Source organism: Haloferax sp. Atlit-12N, from assembly GCF_003383095.1.
GTDB lineage: Archaea > Halobacteriota > Halobacteria > Halobacteriales > Haloferacaceae > Haloferax.
This window is the reverse complement of record NZ_PSYW01000001.1, coordinates 407975-423531: the sequence shown is the minus strand read 5'-3', so window position 1 is coordinate 423531 and position 15557 is coordinate 407975. Positions and strand designations below refer to the sequence as shown.

The 15557-nt window shown below is 68.8% G+C and carries 18 protein-coding genes; 10 read left to right on the top strand and 8 right to left on the bottom strand.

Features of this window, described 5'->3' with window-relative positions; translation table 11 throughout:
- Positions 1-55: 55 nt before the first annotated feature.
- Positions 56-730 (bottom strand): MBL fold metallo-hydrolase, encoded by a 675-nt coding sequence (locus C5B90_RS02240; protein WP_115878765.1) that lies wholly within the window; start codon positions 728-730, stop codon positions 56-58.
- A gap of 104 nt (positions 731-834) precedes the next feature.
- Positions 835-1980, bottom strand: a complete 1146-nt coding sequence (locus C5B90_RS02235) for a J domain-containing protein (protein WP_115878763.1) — start codon at positions 1978-1980, stop codon at positions 835-837.
- 166 nt (positions 1981-2146) lie between these two features.
- Here C5B90_RS02235 and C5B90_RS02230 point away from each other — a divergent pair, with 166 nt between their 5' ends.
- Positions 2147-3139 (top strand): MBL fold metallo-hydrolase, encoded by a 993-nt coding sequence (locus tag C5B90_RS02230; RefSeq protein ID WP_115878761.1) that lies wholly within the window; start codon positions 2147-2149, stop codon positions 3137-3139.
- Positions 3140-3165: 26 nt separating this feature from the next.
- Positions 3166-3456, top strand: a complete 291-nt coding sequence (locus tag C5B90_RS02225) for a DNA-directed RNA polymerase subunit L (protein ID WP_004970976.1) — start codon at positions 3166-3168, stop codon at positions 3454-3456.
- A 51-nt stretch (positions 3457-3507) separates the two neighbouring features.
- On the opposite strand, the gene C5B90_RS02220 is transcribed toward C5B90_RS02225, so the two are convergent.
- Positions 3508-4068, bottom strand: a complete 561-nt coding sequence (locus C5B90_RS02220; RefSeq protein ID WP_115878759.1) for a DUF1684 domain-containing protein — start codon at positions 4066-4068, stop codon at positions 3508-3510.
- A gap of 144 nt (positions 4069-4212) precedes the next feature.
- On the bottom strand, positions 4213-5025 hold the full coding sequence (gene hisF, locus C5B90_RS02215; protein ID WP_115878757.1) for an imidazole glycerol phosphate synthase subunit HisF: 813 nt from the start codon (positions 5023-5025) through the stop codon (positions 4213-4215).
- Between the two features lie 105 nt (positions 5026-5130).
- Here hisF and C5B90_RS02210 point away from each other — a divergent pair, with 105 nt between their 5' ends.
- From C5B90_RS02210 to C5B90_RS02205, 4 genes are all read left to right on the top strand, one after another.
- Positions 5131-5754: a hypothetical protein gene (locus tag C5B90_RS02210; protein WP_115878755.1), complete on the top strand. Its 624-nt coding sequence runs from the start codon at positions 5131-5133 to the stop codon at positions 5752-5754.
- A 70-nt stretch (positions 5755-5824) separates the two neighbouring features.
- Positions 5825-5980, top strand: coding sequence for a hypothetical protein (locus C5B90_RS20700; protein ID WP_199517428.1), 156 nt, complete (start codon positions 5825-5827; stop codon positions 5978-5980).
- Between the two features lie 152 nt (positions 5981-6132).
- Positions 6133-6306, top strand: coding sequence for a hypothetical protein (locus C5B90_RS20695; RefSeq protein ID WP_172795723.1), 174 nt, complete (start codon positions 6133-6135; stop codon positions 6304-6306).
- A gap of 85 nt (positions 6307-6391) precedes the next feature.
- Complete coding sequence (locus C5B90_RS02205; protein WP_115878753.1) at positions 6392-7363, top strand: NADPH:quinone oxidoreductase family protein; 972 nt, start codon at positions 6392-6394, stop codon at positions 7361-7363.
- 45 nt (positions 7364-7408) lie between these two features.
- On the opposite strand, the gene purL is transcribed toward C5B90_RS02205, so the two are convergent.
- The gene (purL, locus tag C5B90_RS02200) at positions 7409-9517 is read right to left on the bottom strand and encodes a phosphoribosylformylglycinamidine synthase subunit PurL (RefSeq protein ID WP_115878751.1); all 2109 of its coding nucleotides are present in this window, start codon (positions 9515-9517) and stop codon (positions 7409-7411) included.
- Positions 9518-9613: 96 nt separating this feature from the next.
- The gene (locus C5B90_RS02195) at positions 9614-10048 is read right to left on the bottom strand and encodes a CBS domain-containing protein (RefSeq protein WP_115878749.1); all 435 of its coding nucleotides are present in this window, start codon (positions 10046-10048) and stop codon (positions 9614-9616) included.
- 266 nt (positions 10049-10314) lie between these two features.
- On the opposite strand from C5B90_RS02195, the gene C5B90_RS02190 reads away from it, so the two are divergent.
- Positions 10315-10998 carry a PHP domain-containing protein gene (locus C5B90_RS02190; protein WP_004977563.1) on the top strand — a complete coding sequence of 228 codons (684 nt, stop codon included), beginning with the start codon at positions 10315-10317 and terminating at the stop codon, positions 10996-10998.
- On the top strand, positions 10998-12089 hold the full coding sequence (locus C5B90_RS02185; protein ID WP_115878747.1) for an asparagine synthase C-terminal domain-containing protein: 1092 nt from the start codon (positions 10998-11000) through the stop codon (positions 12087-12089). Before C5B90_RS02190 ends, C5B90_RS02185 begins: the two co-directional genes overlap by 1 nt.
- A 40-nt stretch (positions 12090-12129) precedes the next feature.
- Here the strand turns inward: C5B90_RS02185 and C5B90_RS02180 are convergent, their stop codons facing one another.
- Complete coding sequence (locus C5B90_RS02180; RefSeq protein ID WP_115878745.1) at positions 12130-12609, bottom strand: NUDIX hydrolase; 480 nt, start codon at positions 12607-12609, stop codon at positions 12130-12132.
- Positions 12610-12730: 121 nt separating this feature from the next.
- The gene (locus C5B90_RS02175) at positions 12731-13687 is read right to left on the bottom strand and encodes a transcription initiation factor IIB family protein (RefSeq protein ID WP_199517453.1); all 957 of its coding nucleotides are present in this window, start codon (positions 13685-13687) and stop codon (positions 12731-12733) included.
- A 262-nt stretch (positions 13688-13949) separates the two neighbouring features.
- Here C5B90_RS02175 and gatC point away from each other — a divergent pair, with 262 nt between their 5' ends.
- Positions 13950-14228 (top strand): Asp-tRNA(Asn)/Glu-tRNA(Gln) amidotransferase subunit GatC, encoded by a 279-nt coding sequence (gene gatC / locus C5B90_RS02170; RefSeq protein ID WP_004977559.1) that lies wholly within the window; start codon positions 13950-13952, stop codon positions 14226-14228.
- The gene (gene gatA, locus C5B90_RS02165; RefSeq protein ID WP_115878742.1) at positions 14229-15500 is read left to right on the top strand and encodes an Asp-tRNA(Asn)/Glu-tRNA(Gln) amidotransferase subunit GatA; all 1272 of its coding nucleotides are present in this window, start codon (positions 14229-14231) and stop codon (positions 15498-15500) included.
- The last annotated feature ends 57 nt before the right edge of the window (positions 15501-15557 follow it).

Here is a 15557-nt window from a genome sequence, read left to right as displayed (position 1 = left end):
TCGGCGTCTCGCCGTCACGTAACCGCGTACACCTCCGAGAGCGACTGCTGTCTGGTCAGAGCTTGTCCGCGAGTCGCTTGAGCGCGCCGTACCCGTACTCCGTGATCGGTTCTCCGTGTCCCATGGCGACCACGTCGACCGGCGGGCAGCGCGCCGCGAACTCGCGGACGCTCCGCCTGTTTTCCGCGGCGTCGGTCGCGAGGATGCCCGGCAACAGCCCGAGGCTCCCGTTCGACTCGCGGACCATGTCGCCGACGAACGCGACGCCGTGGTTCTCGTGGACGAACGCGGTGTGGCCGGGGGTGTGCCCGGGCGTCCGGTACGCGACGAAGCCGCCGAGTTCGTCGCCGTCGCGGACGACCTCCACGGTGTTCGTCGGTCGGTCGAGAAACGACGTGAGTACGCGCTGCGCCGCGCCCTTCGCCGACCGGAGCGACGGCTTCGACGCGCCTGTCAGGTGTGAGGCGTCCGGCTCGGCGAGGTGAATCGGCACGTCGTCGCGGAGGCTGAGCGAGGCGAGCGTCCCGACGTGGTCGAGGTCGAAGTGGGTCACGAGCACCCGGTCGATAGCGCCGGGGTCGAGGTCCACGCGGGCGAGGCCGCGGAGGAGTCGGTCGCGGTCCCGCGGCGTCCCGGCGTCGACGAGCACCGTCTCCGAGCCGTCGGAGACGAGGTACGCGTTCGCGGCACGGAGTCGGAACCGCCGGACCGAGTCGGTCGGGATGGCCATACCGAACCGTCGGACGCGAACGACAAAAATCGTGGGCGACGGCGACCCGCGGGCCGCGGCTCCCGAGCGCGGACCGCGCCACCGGGAGGCCCTCACCGCGCCGGTCAGCGCGAGGCGAAGAGATACCGACCGGCGTCGACGACGAAGCCGCCGGCCCCGAGAAGCGGGCAGACGGCGAAGCCGAGGAGGTCGACCGCGACGGGTCTTCCGATACCGACCGCGCCGGCCGCCACGAGCGCCAGCGGGACGGCCGCCGCGAGCGCGTAGAACCACGTGGTCCACGCGTGGCCGAACCGGGCGATAACCGCGACGAGCGAGACGGCGAGGAGCGCCGCCGCGACCGGGAAGACGAGCACCGTTGGTGTCGGCGTCGCCGCCGCGGTCTGCAGGGTGGCGAGGCTCGGCACCGACAGAGGCGACAACGCGAGGAGCCCCGCGGCGGGCGCGGCAGTATCGAGCGACGTGAGCGCGGTCACGAACTCCGCCCCGTCGCCCGCGAGATGCCACGCGAAGCCGCCGAGATACGCGAGGAGTGCGGCGAGCGAGACGCCCCATCCGTACCAAAGCGGGTTCGTCGCCCCGGACGCCGACGCTGACGCGGCCGCCGACTCGGAATCGTCGCGCTCGCGTTCGAACCGGCCGGTCGTCCCCGTCCGACTGGATTGCGATTTTCCGGTGCGGGTTCGTGACGACGAGGACGAGGACGACCGCGAGGAACCCGTAGACCGCGACGACGAGGACGAAGAAGACGACTGCGAGGTGCGCGAGCGACTCGACCGGCCCGACCGCGACGAACTCGCGGTCGAGGACGAAGACGACGCGCGTCCGGACGCCGACCGTCGGGAGGTCGAGGACGACCGAGAAGACGAAGAAGACGACCGAGCGGAAGAAGACGAGGAGGACGACGTTGTGGTGGAGGACGACGACCGCCCCGAATCCGACCGGTCGCCGGCGTTCGACCCGCCGGAACCGCCGTTCTCACCGGCCTTCCCGGGGAACTTGAACTTCGTCAGGCCGTCGAGGCGTTTCTCGACGTACGTCCCGTGACCCATCCGGTCGTAGTCGGCGCGCTCGGCGTCGTCGGTGAGGACTTCGTAGGCCTTCCGGACGACGGTGAACTGCGCGGTCGCTCGCTCGTCGTCGTTGACGTCGGGGTGATACTCCCGAGCGCGCTGACGAAAGGCCTGCTTTATTTCCGCCGTCTCGGCGTCGCGTTCGACCCCGAGGAGTTCGTAGAAGTCCACCGGCATTCGACGTGCGATTCGATGCGACGCCGGCTTTTGAATGTACCGGGCGTTCGCCCGACGAGCCGGGCCGTCAACGGACCAGCCGCCGGCGAGTGTACGACAAACCGCGGGACGCCGCGCCCTCGTGACCATTCGGAATAATCATGAACCTCGGCGGTCAGGTGGCCGCATGGAACGGATACGGCTCGGCAACACCGTCTTCGAGGGCCTGAACAACGCCTACCTCCTCCCCGGTGACCGGCCGACGCTGGTCGACGCCGGCGTCGCGACCGACTCGGTCCGCCGAGACCTCCGCGAGGGACTCGACGCGGCCGGCTACGAGGTCGCCGACCTCGAAGCAATCGTCCTCACCCATTGGCACGCCGACCACGCCGGTCTCGCGGGCGAACTCCAGGCCGAAAGCGGCGCACCCGTGTACGTCCACGCCGACGACGCGGGCATCGTCGCGGGTGACCCGGACGCCATCGCGGCCGAGCGCGAGATTCGCGAGCGCCGATTCGAGGAGTGGCGTATTCCCGACGAACCACTCGCCGAAGTGACCGCGTTCCTCGACGGCCACGACGACCTCCGGGGCGACCGGGTCGACGTGACGCCAGTCGAGGACGGCGACCGCATCGCCGCCGGCGACGGCGACCTCGAAGTCGTCCACCTCCCCGGCCACGCCGCGGGGCTGAGCGCCTTCGCCTTCGACGGCGAGCGCGGCCGCGAGGCGTTCGTCGGCGACGCCATCCTCCCGAAGTACACGCCGAACGTCGGCGGCGCGGACCTCCGGGTCGACCGCCCGCTCGAAACCTACCTCGACAGCCTCGCGCGCCTCGCCGACCGCGACTTCGCGCGGGCGTGGCCCGGCCACCGCGACCCCATCGACGACCCCGCCGGCCGGGCGCGCGTCATCGCCCAACACCACCGCGAGCGCACCGAGCGCGTCGTCTCGGTCCTCGACGACCACGGGCCGGCCGACGCGTGGACCGTGAGCGCCCGCCTGTTCGGCGACCTCTCGGCCATCCACATCCTCCACGGCCCCGGCGAGGCGTTCGCCCATCTGGACCACCTCGTCGCCGAGGGCGTCGTCGCGCCGCCGGACGACGGCGGGCGGTACGAACTCCTCGACGCGGACCCGGAATTCGACGAACTGGTCGCGGTCCCCGAGACGAAACGTTAAAACGCCGCTGGAGGGAACGGAGAGCCATGGAACTGCGGGTCATCGACAAGACCGACGAGGAACTCCGCATCGAAATCGGCGGCGAGGACCACACCTTCATGAACGTCCTGAAGGGCGAACTCCTCCAGACCGACACCGTCACGGCCGCGACCTACGACGTGAACCCCGAGCAGTCCGGCGGACAGACGGACCCCGTCCTCTCTATCAAGACGGAACCCGGCGTCGACCCCCTCGACGCGCTCGCGGAGGCCGCCCGGGGCGTCCAGCGCACCGCCGACGACTTCACCGACGCCTACCGCGCCGGTATCGACGCGTAATCTGCGGGTTCTCTCTCGTTTCCGCTCGGCCGCGAGCGGCGCGTTTCTCGGTTACGCTCCCCCGCCGCCCGGTCCCTCGTAGTCCTTCTCGCCGGCCTCGATACGGACGTCGAGCCAGTTCTCCATCGGAACCAGCGGGCACTCGTAGCGCGGCGAATAGGCGCAAAACGGGTTGTACGCGTAGTTGAAATCGACCACCCACCGTTCGTCGTCCGTCCGGTCCGCGGCTTCGAGGTCGAGGTAGCGGCCGGCTCCGTACGTCTCCTCGGTGTTCGTCTCGTCGCGGAACGGCACCCACAGGCGGTCCTCGTCGGCGTCGGCCCGGTAGGCGTCGAGCGCGTAGGATTCGCCGTCGACCTCGAACTCGAAGCGTCCCCACGCGAGATACTCGCGCTCGCCGTCGGTCGAGGTACCGATGGTGATGCGCTCGGGGTCGTCGTACTCCCGGAGTTCGAGTTCGAACCGGAGGTCGGGGTCGGGGTCGAAGTAGTCGAGGCCGTCGAAAAACTCCCGCTGGTCCGGCGGAATCGGGGAGTTGCGGTCCGCGGCGAGATAGCGGTCCTTCTCTTCGCGGTGCGTACGGAGGGCGTCGAGCCACGCGTCGTCGGTCATCTCGGGTCGAGATACGGCGCGCCGGCGGGTTAAGATTGGTTCCGACTGCGCGGGGGTCGCACGACCGGCGGGTCGGGGCGGGGACGAGAATACTGCGAGAAGAGGACGAAGAGAGACGGGAACCGGTCGCGGAGTCGCGGACGCTTACAGCCGTACCGGCACGTCGCGCTCGTCGAGGTACTCCTTGACGTCCTGAATCGTGTACTCGTCGAAGTGGAAGATAGAGGCGGCGAGACCCGCGTCCGCGCCGGCCTCGGTGAACACTTCGTGCATGTCCTCGGGGCCGCCACAGCCGGAGGAGGCGATGACGGGCGTCGAGACGTTGTCGCAGACGGCCTTCGTCAGCGGGATGTCGTAGCCGTCTTTCGTGCCGTCGGCGTCGATGGAGTTGATGAATAGTTCGCCCGCGCCGCGGGACTCGGCCTCGCGGGCCCACTCGATAACGTCGACGCCGGTGCCCTCGCGGCCGCCCTTGACGGTGCACTCGAACCAGCAGGACTCGCCGTCCACCTCGGCGTAGTGCTCGCCCGCCTCGTCGTAGCGTCGGCGGGCGTCCACCGAGATGACGATGCACTGACTGCCGAAGGAGCGCGCGCCCTCCTCGATGAGGTCGGGGTTCTGGAGCGCCGCGGTGTTGATAGAGACCTTGTCCGCGCCGGCGCGGAGCGTCTCTTTGATGTCGTCGCGGGTGCGGATACCGCCGCCGACGGTCAGCGGGATGAACACCTCGTCCGCGACCTTCGAGACGGTGTCGAGCATCGTTTCGCGCCCCTCGGCGGAGGCGGTGATGTCGAGGAAGACGAACTCGTCCGCGCCCGCCTCGTTGTACAGTTTAGCCATCTCGACCGGGTCGCCCGTGTACTTCAGGTCCTCGAAGTTGACACCGGTGTAGACGGCCGGGTTCCCGTCCTCGTCGAGGTCAACGTCGATACAGGGGATGATGCGCTTCGTGAGCATTCGCTACCGAATCGTTGGCGAAAGAGCCGTTTCACCGTTTCGACTACGGCAGGGGGGTTCGGGAGAACCGGGACGTACATCTCCGGACGGAACGACTCGTCTCTCGTGAACTCCCCAACTGTGTTCCACCTCCACTACCACGTCCCCGATATCGACCACGCCACGTCGGTTCTCTCGTCGCACGGAATCGCCCCCGTCGCGCGTTTCGGAACCGCCGCCGGCGAGTCGGTCGCGCTGGCGGCCGACGACGACGCCCCGGACGACTTCCGCCTGCGGTTGCAGACGAATCGCAGCGGGATGGCCGACGTGACGCTCACGCCCGGCCCGAGGCTTTCGTTCGACCACCTCGGGGTGGTCGTCGCCGACGTGTCGGCGGTCGTCGAGCGGGCGACAGCGCGAGATTGGCCGGTGACCGAGAACGAGCGGCGGACGTTCCTCGTCACCCCGTGGGGATTCCGAATCGAACTCCAATCGCCGGACAGCGACCTCCTCTCGGAACTTGGGTCGGCCGATGACTGCCGCTTCGAGTCGGTGTCGCTCGTCGTCGCCGACGAGATTCGCGAGGCGGTCGATACCGGAATCCGGTCGGTCGTCGGCGAGGTGGCTACCCTCCGAGTCCGGGGCGGCCCGCACGATGACCCGGCGGTGCGTGAGGCGACGCTGGCCGGCCGAGTGTGTGACAACGCGCACTTCGAGATGGCGTCGCTCGCACCGACGGAACGCGCGTGAAGACGCGCTCCGCCAAAGAATCACTTTGATACCGGTTCCGCGAGGAGGAGACCCAGAGACAGGTTCCACGATGGCCGACCCCACCGAAGTCATCAGCCTGTTGGTCGTCACCGAGTACGTGGTGCTGTCCGCAGTCGTGTTGCTTTTGGTCCCGCTGGAAGCGGCCGCGCCGATTCTCCCGCTCTGCCTCGTATTTCTGGTTACGCTTCACTTGTATCGGTCGTGAGTCGGTCGGCGCGCAGTCGGTGTGGGTCGTCGGCGCGGGAGTCGTCTCCGCGGACACGTTGTAGCGACGCCGGTGAGTCGATGGTGGCGACGCGGAGCGCCCGCGGACGACGGTTAGGTGCGTTTTTGTACCGCGAACCCGTCGCCCCGCGTATGAGCGACGACCACGACCACGGCGGCCACGGACACGACGACCACCACGCGGACGAGGACGCCCGCGTCACCTCCCCGATGCAGGAGTTCTCGATGAGTCAGGTCACGACCGGCATCCTCGTTCTCGTCGTCGGCCTCGTCGTCGTGTTCGGCCTCCCGCTGGCGCTGGCGTAAGCGCGCCCGGGACCCCCAGAACCGGCAATTTGTACGAACTTCCGCGTTCTCTCCCCTTTTCAGACCGACGCTGCTACGGGCCAGTGTGAAATCTATCGTCGTCACCGAGTTCGGAAGTTCCGACAGCCTCGAACTGCGGGAGACCGAGACGCCCGAACCGGGCCCGGGCGAGGTCCGCATCGCCGTCGAGGCCGCCGGCATCAACTTCGCCGACATCATGCAGCGGCGCGGGACCTACCGAGACGGTCCGGAGCCGCCGTACACGCCGGGGATGGAGGCCGCGGGCACCATCGACGCGGTCGGCGAGGGCGTCGACCGCGAAGTCGGCGAGCGCGTCGTCGCCATGACCGGCGGCGGGGCGTACGCCGAGTACGTCACCACGCCGGCCCCGACGCTGTTCGACGTGCCCGAGTCGATGTCGTTCGCCGAGGCCGCCGGCTTCCCCGTCCAGTTCCTCACCGCCTACAACTGCCTCCACGAGTGGGGCGACCTCGCGGACGACGAGCGCGTGCTGATTCAGGCGGCCGCCGGCGGCGTCGGCACCGCGGCGGTCCAACTCGCCTCCCACGCCGGCGTCGAGACGTTCGGCACGGCCAGCACCGAGGAGAAACTCGACCTCGCGGCCGACCTCGGCCTCGACCACGGCATCCAGTACACCGAGGAGGACTTCCGCGAGGTCGTCGCCGACGAGACCGACGGCGCGGGTGTCGACCTCGTCCTCGACGGCGTCGGCGGCGAGACGTTCGAGCGCAGTCTCGACGCCCTCGCCGACTTCGGCCGACTCGTCACCTACGGCGCGGCCTCCGGCGACGCGGCCGAAGCGGACCCGACGCGCCTGCTGTTCGAGAACAAGTCCGTCATCGGCTTCCACCTCGGAAGCGCGATGCAACAGCGCCCCGAGTCGGTCCTCGGCGCGGTGCCGAAACTGTCCGAACTGCTCGCCGCGGGCGAACTCGACGTGGTCGTCGGCGAGGCGTTCGACCTCGAAGACGCCGCGGCGGCCCACGAGTACATCGAAGCCAGAAAGAGCAGCGGAAAAGTCGTCCTCGAACCGTAGCGAGGCGGTGCGACGCGGACGCGTTTTTGCAGTTTAGGTTTCGGTTCAGTCGAGTTCACGCGCGAGCACGTCGCGCAGGTCGGCGATGTCGGCCGCGCCGTAAGCGACCTCGTCGCCGTCGACCGCGAGCGAGAGCGTCGCGTCGTCGGTCGTCGCCCCGAGTTCGACCACGGGAACGTCGCCCGCGAGGTCGCGGAGCGCGGCCTCGTCGGTCGTCTCGACGACGACGCGACCGGGCGTCTCCTCGAACAGCGAGACGTAGTCGGCGACGGACACGTCCGCGCCGACCTCGTCGGTGACCATCTCGGCCAGCGCGACCGCGAGGCCGCCGTGGCTCACGTCGTGGACCGCGACCGTGGACTCGTCGGCCGCGACCGTCCGAATCGTCTCGACCGCCGTCGCGGCGTCGGCGTCCTCGGGGAGTGCCGGGAAGGCGTCGGAGCCGCCGACGTGTTCGAGGACCGCCGAACCGCCGAGCGCGCCGCCGTCGAAGCCGACGAGGAACAGGTCGCCCTCGCCCGAAAGCGAGAGGCCGGGCGAGGAGCCGTCCGCCTTACCCACCATCGCCAGCGTCGGCGTCGGCGGAATCGGACCGGAGACGGAGTCGTTGTACAGCGAGACGTTGCCGCCGACGACCGGGACCGAAAGCGCCCGGCACATGTCGGCGAGGCCGTCGACGATGCCCTTGAAGCCGCCGTACACGTCGGGTTTCTCGGGGTTGCCGCCGTTGAGACAGTCGACGGTCGCGAGGGGCGACGCGCCCTTCGCGGCGAGGTTGGTCGCGTTCTCGAAGGCGACGGCGCGCGCGCCGTCGTAAGGCGCGGCGGTCGTCCAGTTGGGGTCCGCGCCGCCGGTGAACGCGAGTTTCGTGTCAGCTTCGGGCACGTCGAGGAGCGCCGCGTCGTCGCCGGGCCGGCGGGCGGTCCGCAGGCCGACCTCGTGGTCGTACTGGCGGTAGACCCAGCGCTTCGACGCCGTGTTGGGGTCGGAGACGACCGCCTCGAACGCGTCTTCGAGGTCGAACGCGGGCAGGTCGCGCTCCGCCGACACGGGTTCGACGGAGTCGAGGTCGTTCATCGGCGCGCCCTCGGCGAGGAACTCCGGGGGCACGTCGACGACGGGTTCGCCGTCGAAGGTGCAGACGTAGTTGCCCTCGACGACCTCGCCGATGACGGCGCTGCCGAGGTCGAAGCGCGCGGCGAGTTCCTGCACGCGCTCGACGTTCTCGGGGGTCACCTCGTAGCACATGCGCTCTTGGGACTCCGAGAGGAGAATCTCGAAGGCGTTCATGTTCGGCTCGCGCTGGTGGACCTTTTCGAGGTCGATTTCCGCGCCGAAGCCGCCCTTGGCGACGAGTTCCGAGGACGCGCCGCCGAGGCCGGCGGCCCCGAGGTCGCGGGCGGACTCGACGAGTTCCTCGTCGATGAGCGCCTCGTTGCACTCGATGAGCAGTTTCTCCGTGTAGGGGTCGCCGACCTGCACCGCGGGGCGGTCTTCGGTTTCGGCGTCCTCCGCGAGGTCTTCGCTGGCGAAGGACGCGCCGCCGAGGCCGTCGCGGCCGGTCGAACTACCGACGAGGACGAGCTTGTTACCCGCCTTCTGGGCTTCGGCCGTGACGAGGCGGTCGGCCGACAGGAGGCCGACGCAGGCGACGTTGACGAGGGGGTTGCCCTCGTAGTTCTCGTGGAACGAGGTCGAACCGGTCACGGTGGGGACGCCGATGGCGTTGCCGTAGTCGGCGATGCCCTCGACGACGCCGTCGAGGAGGTACCGCGAGTGCTCGCGGTCGAAGTCGCCGAAGTAGAGGCAGTCGGCGAGCGCGATGGGGTACGCGCCCATCGAGAGGGTGTCGCGGACGATGCCGCCGACGCCCGTGGCCGCGCCGTCGTAGGGGTCGACGTAGGAGGGGTGGTTGTGGCTCTCGATACCGAGCGTGATGTAGGTGTCGTCGTCCAGAGCGACGACCGCCGCGTCGTCACCGGGGCCGATGACGACCTGGTCGCCCTCCGAGTCGAACGCCGACAGAAGCGGGCGAGACGACCGGTAGGCGCAGTGTTCGCTCCAGAGGTTTTCGAAGAGTATCTCCTCGGCCGGCGTCGGGTCTCGACCGAGCTCGGCGACGACGAGGTCGCGGTCCGCGTCGGAAAGCGTCATTCACTGGTATGGTCAGAACGCACATTGTAAACCCTTTCTATGTGCACGAACGTGCGTAAAATGTGGTCGGGGTCGCCGTCGCGGCCGTCATCCGACTCACGCGGGCGTGTACGGCGGCGACTCGGCGCGGATTATCTCCGTCAGCTCGTGCATCTCGTCTTGGAGCAACACGAGCAGGTCGTCCATCGTGACGATGCCCGTCAGCCTGCCGCCGTCGGTTATCGGGGCGCGCCGGACGCCGTGTTCCCGCATCTGCCGGAACAGGTCGAAGACGCCCACGTCGGCGTCGACGGTGAACGGTCGCTCGGTCATCGCGTCTTTCGCCGTCATCCCGCTCGTGTCGCCGCCGGCGGCGACGCACTTGAGCGCGATGTCTCGGTCGGTCACGATGCCCCGGATGTCGTCGCCGTCCGCGACGACGACCGAACCGACCTTTCGGTCCTCCATCAGCTTCGCCAACTCTCGAATCGGCGTGTCTTCCCTCGCTGTCACCAGTTCGTCTTTCGGTCGTGCAATGTCTCGTACGGTCATCTCTCTCACTCCGGTGGAACCACGCGGTGTGGGTACGCCACCAATCGATGTTCGTCGCCCGCGATATTATTTCTGTATTCTTACATTTCGACCAGTTTCGGCGGTATGTCGGCGCGTGCGGAGTGTCTGCGGATAGTGACGGTCTCTCGCCTCGGCGTCATCAACGGGTGGAGTGCTCCGATACACCCCAGCGCTGTGCGTGAGGGACACACGCCAATCACACCGGGACCGGGGCGCTTTTTTAGCCTCCATCGTTAGGAGACGGTGTGTTATCGGTCGAGTTGCACTCGCATTCGTCTCTGTCCTACGACGGGAGAGACCCAATCGAGTACCTCCTCGAACAGGCGGTCGCGGTCGGCTTGGACGCCCTCGCCGTGACCGACCACGACGAGATAGACGCCAGCCTCGAAGCCGCGGAACTCGCCGCCGACTACGGACTGGTCGGCATCCCCGGGATGGAAGTCACCTGCGCCGCGGGCCACGTACTCGCCTTGGGCGTCGAGGAACTGATTCCCGCGGGGCTGTCGTACGACGAGACGCTCGACCGCATCCACGACGCCGGGGGTATCGCCGTCGTCCCGCACCCGTTCCAGAAATCGCGCCACGGCGTCGCCCCGCATATCTCCAGCGCGCAACTCGCCAGCGCCGACGCCATCGAAATCTACAACTCGCGGCTCCTCACCGGCATCGCCAACCAGCGCGCCGAGCGGTTCGCCAAGCGGCGGAACCTCCCGATGACCGCCGGAAGCGACGCCCACATCGCGGAGATGGTCGGACAGGCAGTTACCGAGGTCGGCACCGACACCCGAAGCGCCGACGCCATCCTCTCGGCCGTCGCCGAGGGGCGAACCAGCGTCGTCGGCAACAAGACCCCGTGGCGCATCTCGTTCCGGCAGGCCGCGGGCGGCGCGACCCGACGCCTGAAACACGCCCTGACGGACCTGTTCTGATGCGCGGCGCATCCCCCGTCCTCGTCCGGCGCGCCCTCGCCGACCGCGACCCGCTCCCCGGAACCGCGGGCTTCGCGGGCGAACTCGACGGCCGACTCGTCCGCGACGTACTCGGTCGCCAACCGCTCTTCTCCGAGCGCGCCGACCCCGCGACGTGGTCGTTCGACCACCGCGACTTCGACGACCCGGTCGCCGTCCCCGCCGGTCACGCCCGCGAGACGACCGGAGCGGCCGCCGGTGACGACGAGCACGTCTGGTCGCTCCCCGCCCCGCCGGCCGCGACCGACCGCGACGCCGCGCTCGAACGCGTCCGCGAGGCCGTCTTCGACTCGGTTCAGTCGGTCGATGACGACGGCCTCGCCGTGGCCTTCTCCGGCGGCGTCGATTCGGCGGTCGTCGCGACCGGCGTCCCCGACGCACCCTGTTACGTCGCTGGCTTCGAGGGCTCCCACGACGTCGCTGCCGCCCGTGAGGCCGCCGCCGCGATGGGCCGCGACCTCACCGTGGTCGAACTCACCCACGAGGCGCTCGAACGCGCCGTCCCGGAAATCGTCGCCGCGCTCGGGCGGACGAACCCGATGGACGTGCAAATCGTCCTCCCGCTGTATCTGCTCGCCGAGCGGGTCGCCGGAGATGGCTACGACCGCCTCGCGGTCGGGCAGGGCGCGGACGAACTGTTCGGCGGCTATGCGAAGGTCCAGAAGGCCCCCGACGACCCGCGAGTCGAGGCCGAAACCGTTCGTGGGGCCGCCCGCGAGATGGTTCTCACGCTCCCCGACCAGCTCGAACGCGACCTGCTTGTCCTCCGCGCCGCGGGGGTCGAACCCGTCGCGCCGCTCCTCCACGACCGGGTTGTCTCAGCGGCGCTCCCGCTTCCGGGGGAATTACTCGTGGACGGCGACCGCCGGAAGGTCGCGCTCAGGGAGGCCGCGAGCGACGTGCTCCCCGAGTCGGTCGCCGAGGCGGACAAGAAGGCGGTCCAGTACGGGACCTACGCCTCGCGCGAACTCGACCGGCTCGCGCGACAGGCGGGATTCAAGCGGCGGATGGAGAACCACGTCGAGCAGTACGTCGAATCGCTCGTGGAGTAGGTCGGGTCCGTTCGGTCTCGTCGGTCCCGCCCAGTCCGGCTCAGTTTTCGGTCTCGTCGCCGACGGCCTCGATGGCCTCCAGCGCGAACTGAACCGTGTCGGGGTCGAGGTCGCTCTCGCGGAGGTCGGACTCGTCGTACCACGCCCAGACCTCGGGGTCGGCCTCGCCCGGCGCGGGGTCGATGTCGCGGGAGTCCACGCGGGCGTAGAAGATGTGGTCGATGTGCTGGTGGCCGACCGAGCCGTCGTCGTGGACGTTGATGTCGTAGAGCATTTGCTGGCGGGGCTGTGGGAGCGCTTGGCCGTCAGGCGCGGGGACCGACGCCGTGTCATCGACGAGTTCCGGGTCGAGGCCCGTCTCCTCGCGGACCTCGCGCAGGCCGGCCTCGTGGGGGAGTTCGTCGCGGTCGACGTGGCCGCCCGGCGGGATACGGATGCCGAGGCGCTCGTGTCGGTGGAGGGCCACCGCGCCGTCGTTGACGATGTACACGGTCGAGGTGAAATGTCGCGTCGTCTCCATGGCTGTGGCTCCGGAGCGAGCGGCATGGCTGTTGCGGAACGAGGTGAGGCCGGGCGAGACGGAGCGGAACGAAACGAGGCGAGCCGAGACGCGACGGCGCGAAACGAACAGACCGGCCGGGTTAGGGCAGTTGGACCTGTTCTTCGGCTTCGAGCAGTTCGTGGTAGCGGTTGCGGATGGTGACCTCCGAGATGTTGGCGACCTCGGAGACCTCGTTCTGCGTCACCTTCTCGTTGGTGAGAAGCGAGGCCGCGTAGACGGCGGCGGCGGCGAGGCCGACCGGCGACTTGCCGGAGTGGACACCCTGTTCTTTGGCGTTCTTCAAGAGCTGTCGGGCGCGCCGCTCGGACTCGTCGGAGAGGCCGAGGTCGCTGGCGAACCGCGGGACGTACTGCTCGGGGTCGGCGGGCTTGATTTCGAGCTTCAGCTCGCGGACGACGTAGCGGTAGGTCCGGGCGATTTCGTCCTTCTCGACGCGCGAGACGCTCGTAATCTCGTCGAGCGAGCGAGGGGTGTCGGCCATGCGGGCGGCGGCGTACAGCGCCGAGGTGGCGACGCCCTCGATGGAGCGGCCGGGGAGCAGGTCGTCGTCGAGCGCGCGGCGATAGATGACCGAGGCGGTCTCGCGGACGTTGTCCGGGAGGCCGAGCGCGGAGGCCATGCGGTCGATTTCGCCGAGCGCCTGCTTGAGGTTGCGCTCCTTGGAGTCTCGGGTGCGGAACCGCTCGTTCCACGTGCGAAGTCGCTGCATCTTCTCGCGCTGGCGGGACGACAGCGAGCGCCCGTAGGCGTCTTTGTTCTGCCAACCGATGTTGGTCGACAGCCCCTTGTCGTGCATCATGTTCGTCGTGGGCGCGCCGACGCGGGACTTCTGGTCTTTTTCAGAGGAGTTGAACGCGCGCCACTCGGGGCCGTGGTCTATCTCGTCTTCCTCGACGACGAGGCCGCAGTCGTCGCAGACCGTCTCGCCGTGTTCGGAGTCGGCGACGAGACTCTCCGAGCCACACTCGGGACACGAGGGCGTCTGCTCCCGCTCGGTGTCTGTCTGCTCGGTATCTTCCGTATTCTCATTGCGCACGCGCGCGTTGCCGGTCGTGAAACGTCGGACACTTTCTGTCATTTGTGTGCGAGAGAAGCAACTGGGAACGGTCGTTCTCCGTCTATTCGTATTGACTCTAGTTACTTATATCTGACGGCGCGGGGAGGACGGAATAGCCCGGGCCCGCACGGTCGGTCTCACCCACCTCGTCGGAGGTACCACCCGGGCGGTCTCACGCCGAGGTCCGGACGAAACGACCCACACCGAAACTCTTACTCCCGGTCTCCGTCACCTCCGATACATGAGCGATACGCCCGTCGACGCCGACGAGGTTCGACACGTCGCCGAGTTGGCGCGGGTCGACCTCGACGAGGACGAGGTCGAGGAGTTCGCGGCGCAGTTCGCGGACATCCTCGGCTACTTCGACGCCCTCGACGAGGTCCCCGAAGTCGACCGCGAGGACGAACTGGTGAACGTGATGCGCCCCGACGAGGTCCGCGAGGGCCTCACCCAAGAGGAGGCGCTCTCGAACGCCGCAGAGACCGAAGACGGCTTCTTCAAGGGCCCGCGGGTGTCGTAGATGTCGCTGAACGCCTTCATCACGAAAGAGACGCTCGACGGCTCCGACGACGGCCCGCTTTCGGGCAAGACGGTCGCCGTCAAGGACAACATCTCCACGGAGGGACTGCGGACGACCTGCGGCTCCGCGATGCTCGAAGACTACGTCCCGCCGTACGACGCGACCGTCGTCGAACTCCTGAAGGACGCCGGCGCGACCATCGTCGGCAAGGCCAACATGGACGAGTTCGGCATGGGTACGACGACCGAGACCTCGGCGTTCGGTCCGACCAAGAACCCCGTCGACGAGTCCCGCGTCCCCGGCGGCTCCTCCGGTGGCTCCGCGGCCGCCGTCGCCGCCGGCGAGGCCGACCTCGCGCTCGGCACCGACACCGGCGGCTCCATCCGCTGTCCCGCCGCGTTCTGCGGCGTCGTCGGCATCAAGCCGACCTACGGCCTCGTCTCGCGCTACGGCCTCGTCGCCTACGCGAACTCCCTCGAACAGATTGGCCCAATCGCACCGACCGTCGAGGACGCCGCCGCGCTCCTCGACGTCATCGCCGGCCCCGACGACCGCGACGGCACGACCCGCGACGCCGGCGCAGACTCGAACTACGCCGCGGCCGCCGACGGCGACGTGGAGGGCCTCACCATCGGCGTCCCGACCGAGTTCGTCGAGGGCGCGGACGAGGGCGTCGAAGAGGCGTTCTGGGCCGCGCTCGACGAACTCGAAGCGCAGGGCGCGGAGTACCGCGAGGTCAGCATGCCCTCCGTCGAGAAGGCCGTCGCCGCCTACTACGTCATCGCCATGTCCGAGGCGTCGTCGAACCTCGCTCGCTTCGACGGTGTCCGCTACGGCAAATCCGGCGGCTACGACGGCAACTGGAACGAGGCGTTCGCCCGCGCTCGCGAGGAGGGCTTCGGCTCCGAGGTCAAACGCCGCATCCTCCTCGGCACGTACGCCCTCTCCGCGGGCTACCACGACAAGTACTACGCGAAGGCGCAGGACGCCCGCGCGTGGGTCAAACAGGACTTCGACGAGACGTTCGAGGACGTGGATGTCGTCGCGTCGCCGACGATGCCCGTCCCGCCGTTCGAACTCGGCGAGAGCCTCGACGACCCGCTCCAGATGTACCTCGCCGACGCGAACACCGTGCCGGTGAACCTCGCGAACCTCCCGGCCATCTCGGTTCCGGCGGGCGAGACCGACGGCCTCCCGGTCGGCCTCCAACTCATCGGACCGAAGTTCGGCGAGGAGACCATCGTCCGCGCCGCGTCCGCGGTCGAGAACTGACTCAGTCTGGCGGTTTTTGTCGGGTGGTTTCAAACCCCTTGCAGCCGTAGCCACGCT

What these genes read in the sequence shown, in the direction of transcription:
- C5B90_RS02240 (WP_115878765.1), bottom strand. Translation starts at nt 730, where the DNA reads ATGGCCATCCCGACCGACTCGGTCCGGCGGTTCCGACTCCGTGCCGCG.
- C5B90_RS02235 (WP_115878763.1), bottom strand. Translation starts at nt 1,980, where the DNA reads ATGCCGGTGGACTTCTACGAACTCCTCGGGGTCGAACGCGACGCCGAG.
- C5B90_RS02230 (WP_115878761.1), top strand. Translation starts at nt 2,147, where the DNA reads ATGGAACGGATACGGCTCGGCAACACCGTCTTCGAGGGCCTGAACAAC.
- C5B90_RS02225 (WP_004970976.1), top strand. Translation starts at nt 3,166, where the DNA reads ATGGAACTGCGGGTCATCGACAAGACCGACGAGGAACTCCGCATCGAA.
- C5B90_RS02220 (WP_115878759.1), bottom strand. Translation starts at nt 4,068, where the DNA reads ATGACCGACGACGCGTGGCTCGACGCCCTCCGTACGCACCGCGAAGAG.
- hisF (WP_115878757.1), bottom strand. Translation starts at nt 5,025, where the DNA reads ATGCTCACGAAGCGCATCATCCCCTGTATCGACGTTGACCTCGACGAG.
- C5B90_RS20700 (WP_199517428.1), top strand. Translation starts at nt 5,825, where the DNA reads ATGGCCGACCCCACCGAAGTCATCAGCCTGTTGGTCGTCACCGAGTAC.
- C5B90_RS20695 (WP_172795723.1), top strand. Translation starts at nt 6,133, where the DNA reads ATGAGCGACGACCACGACCACGGCGGCCACGGACACGACGACCACCAC.
- purL (WP_115878751.1), bottom strand. Translation starts at nt 9,517, where the DNA reads ATGACGCTTTCCGACGCGGACCGCGACCTCGTCGTCGCCGAGCTCGGT.
- C5B90_RS02195 (WP_115878749.1), bottom strand. Translation starts at nt 10,048, where the DNA reads ATGACCGTACGAGACATTGCACGACCGAAAGACGAACTGGTGACAGCG.
- C5B90_RS02185 (WP_115878747.1), top strand. Translation starts at nt 10,998, where the DNA reads ATGCGCGGCGCATCCCCCGTCCTCGTCCGGCGCGCCCTCGCCGACCGC.
- C5B90_RS02180 (WP_115878745.1), bottom strand. Translation starts at nt 12,609, where the DNA reads ATGGAGACGACGCGACATTTCACCTCGACCGTGTACATCGTCAACGAC.
- gatC (WP_004977559.1), top strand. Translation starts at nt 13,950, where the DNA reads ATGAGCGATACGCCCGTCGACGCCGACGAGGTTCGACACGTCGCCGAG.
- gatA (WP_115878742.1), top strand. Translation starts at nt 14,229, where the DNA reads ATGTCGCTGAACGCCTTCATCACGAAAGAGACGCTCGACGGCTCCGAC.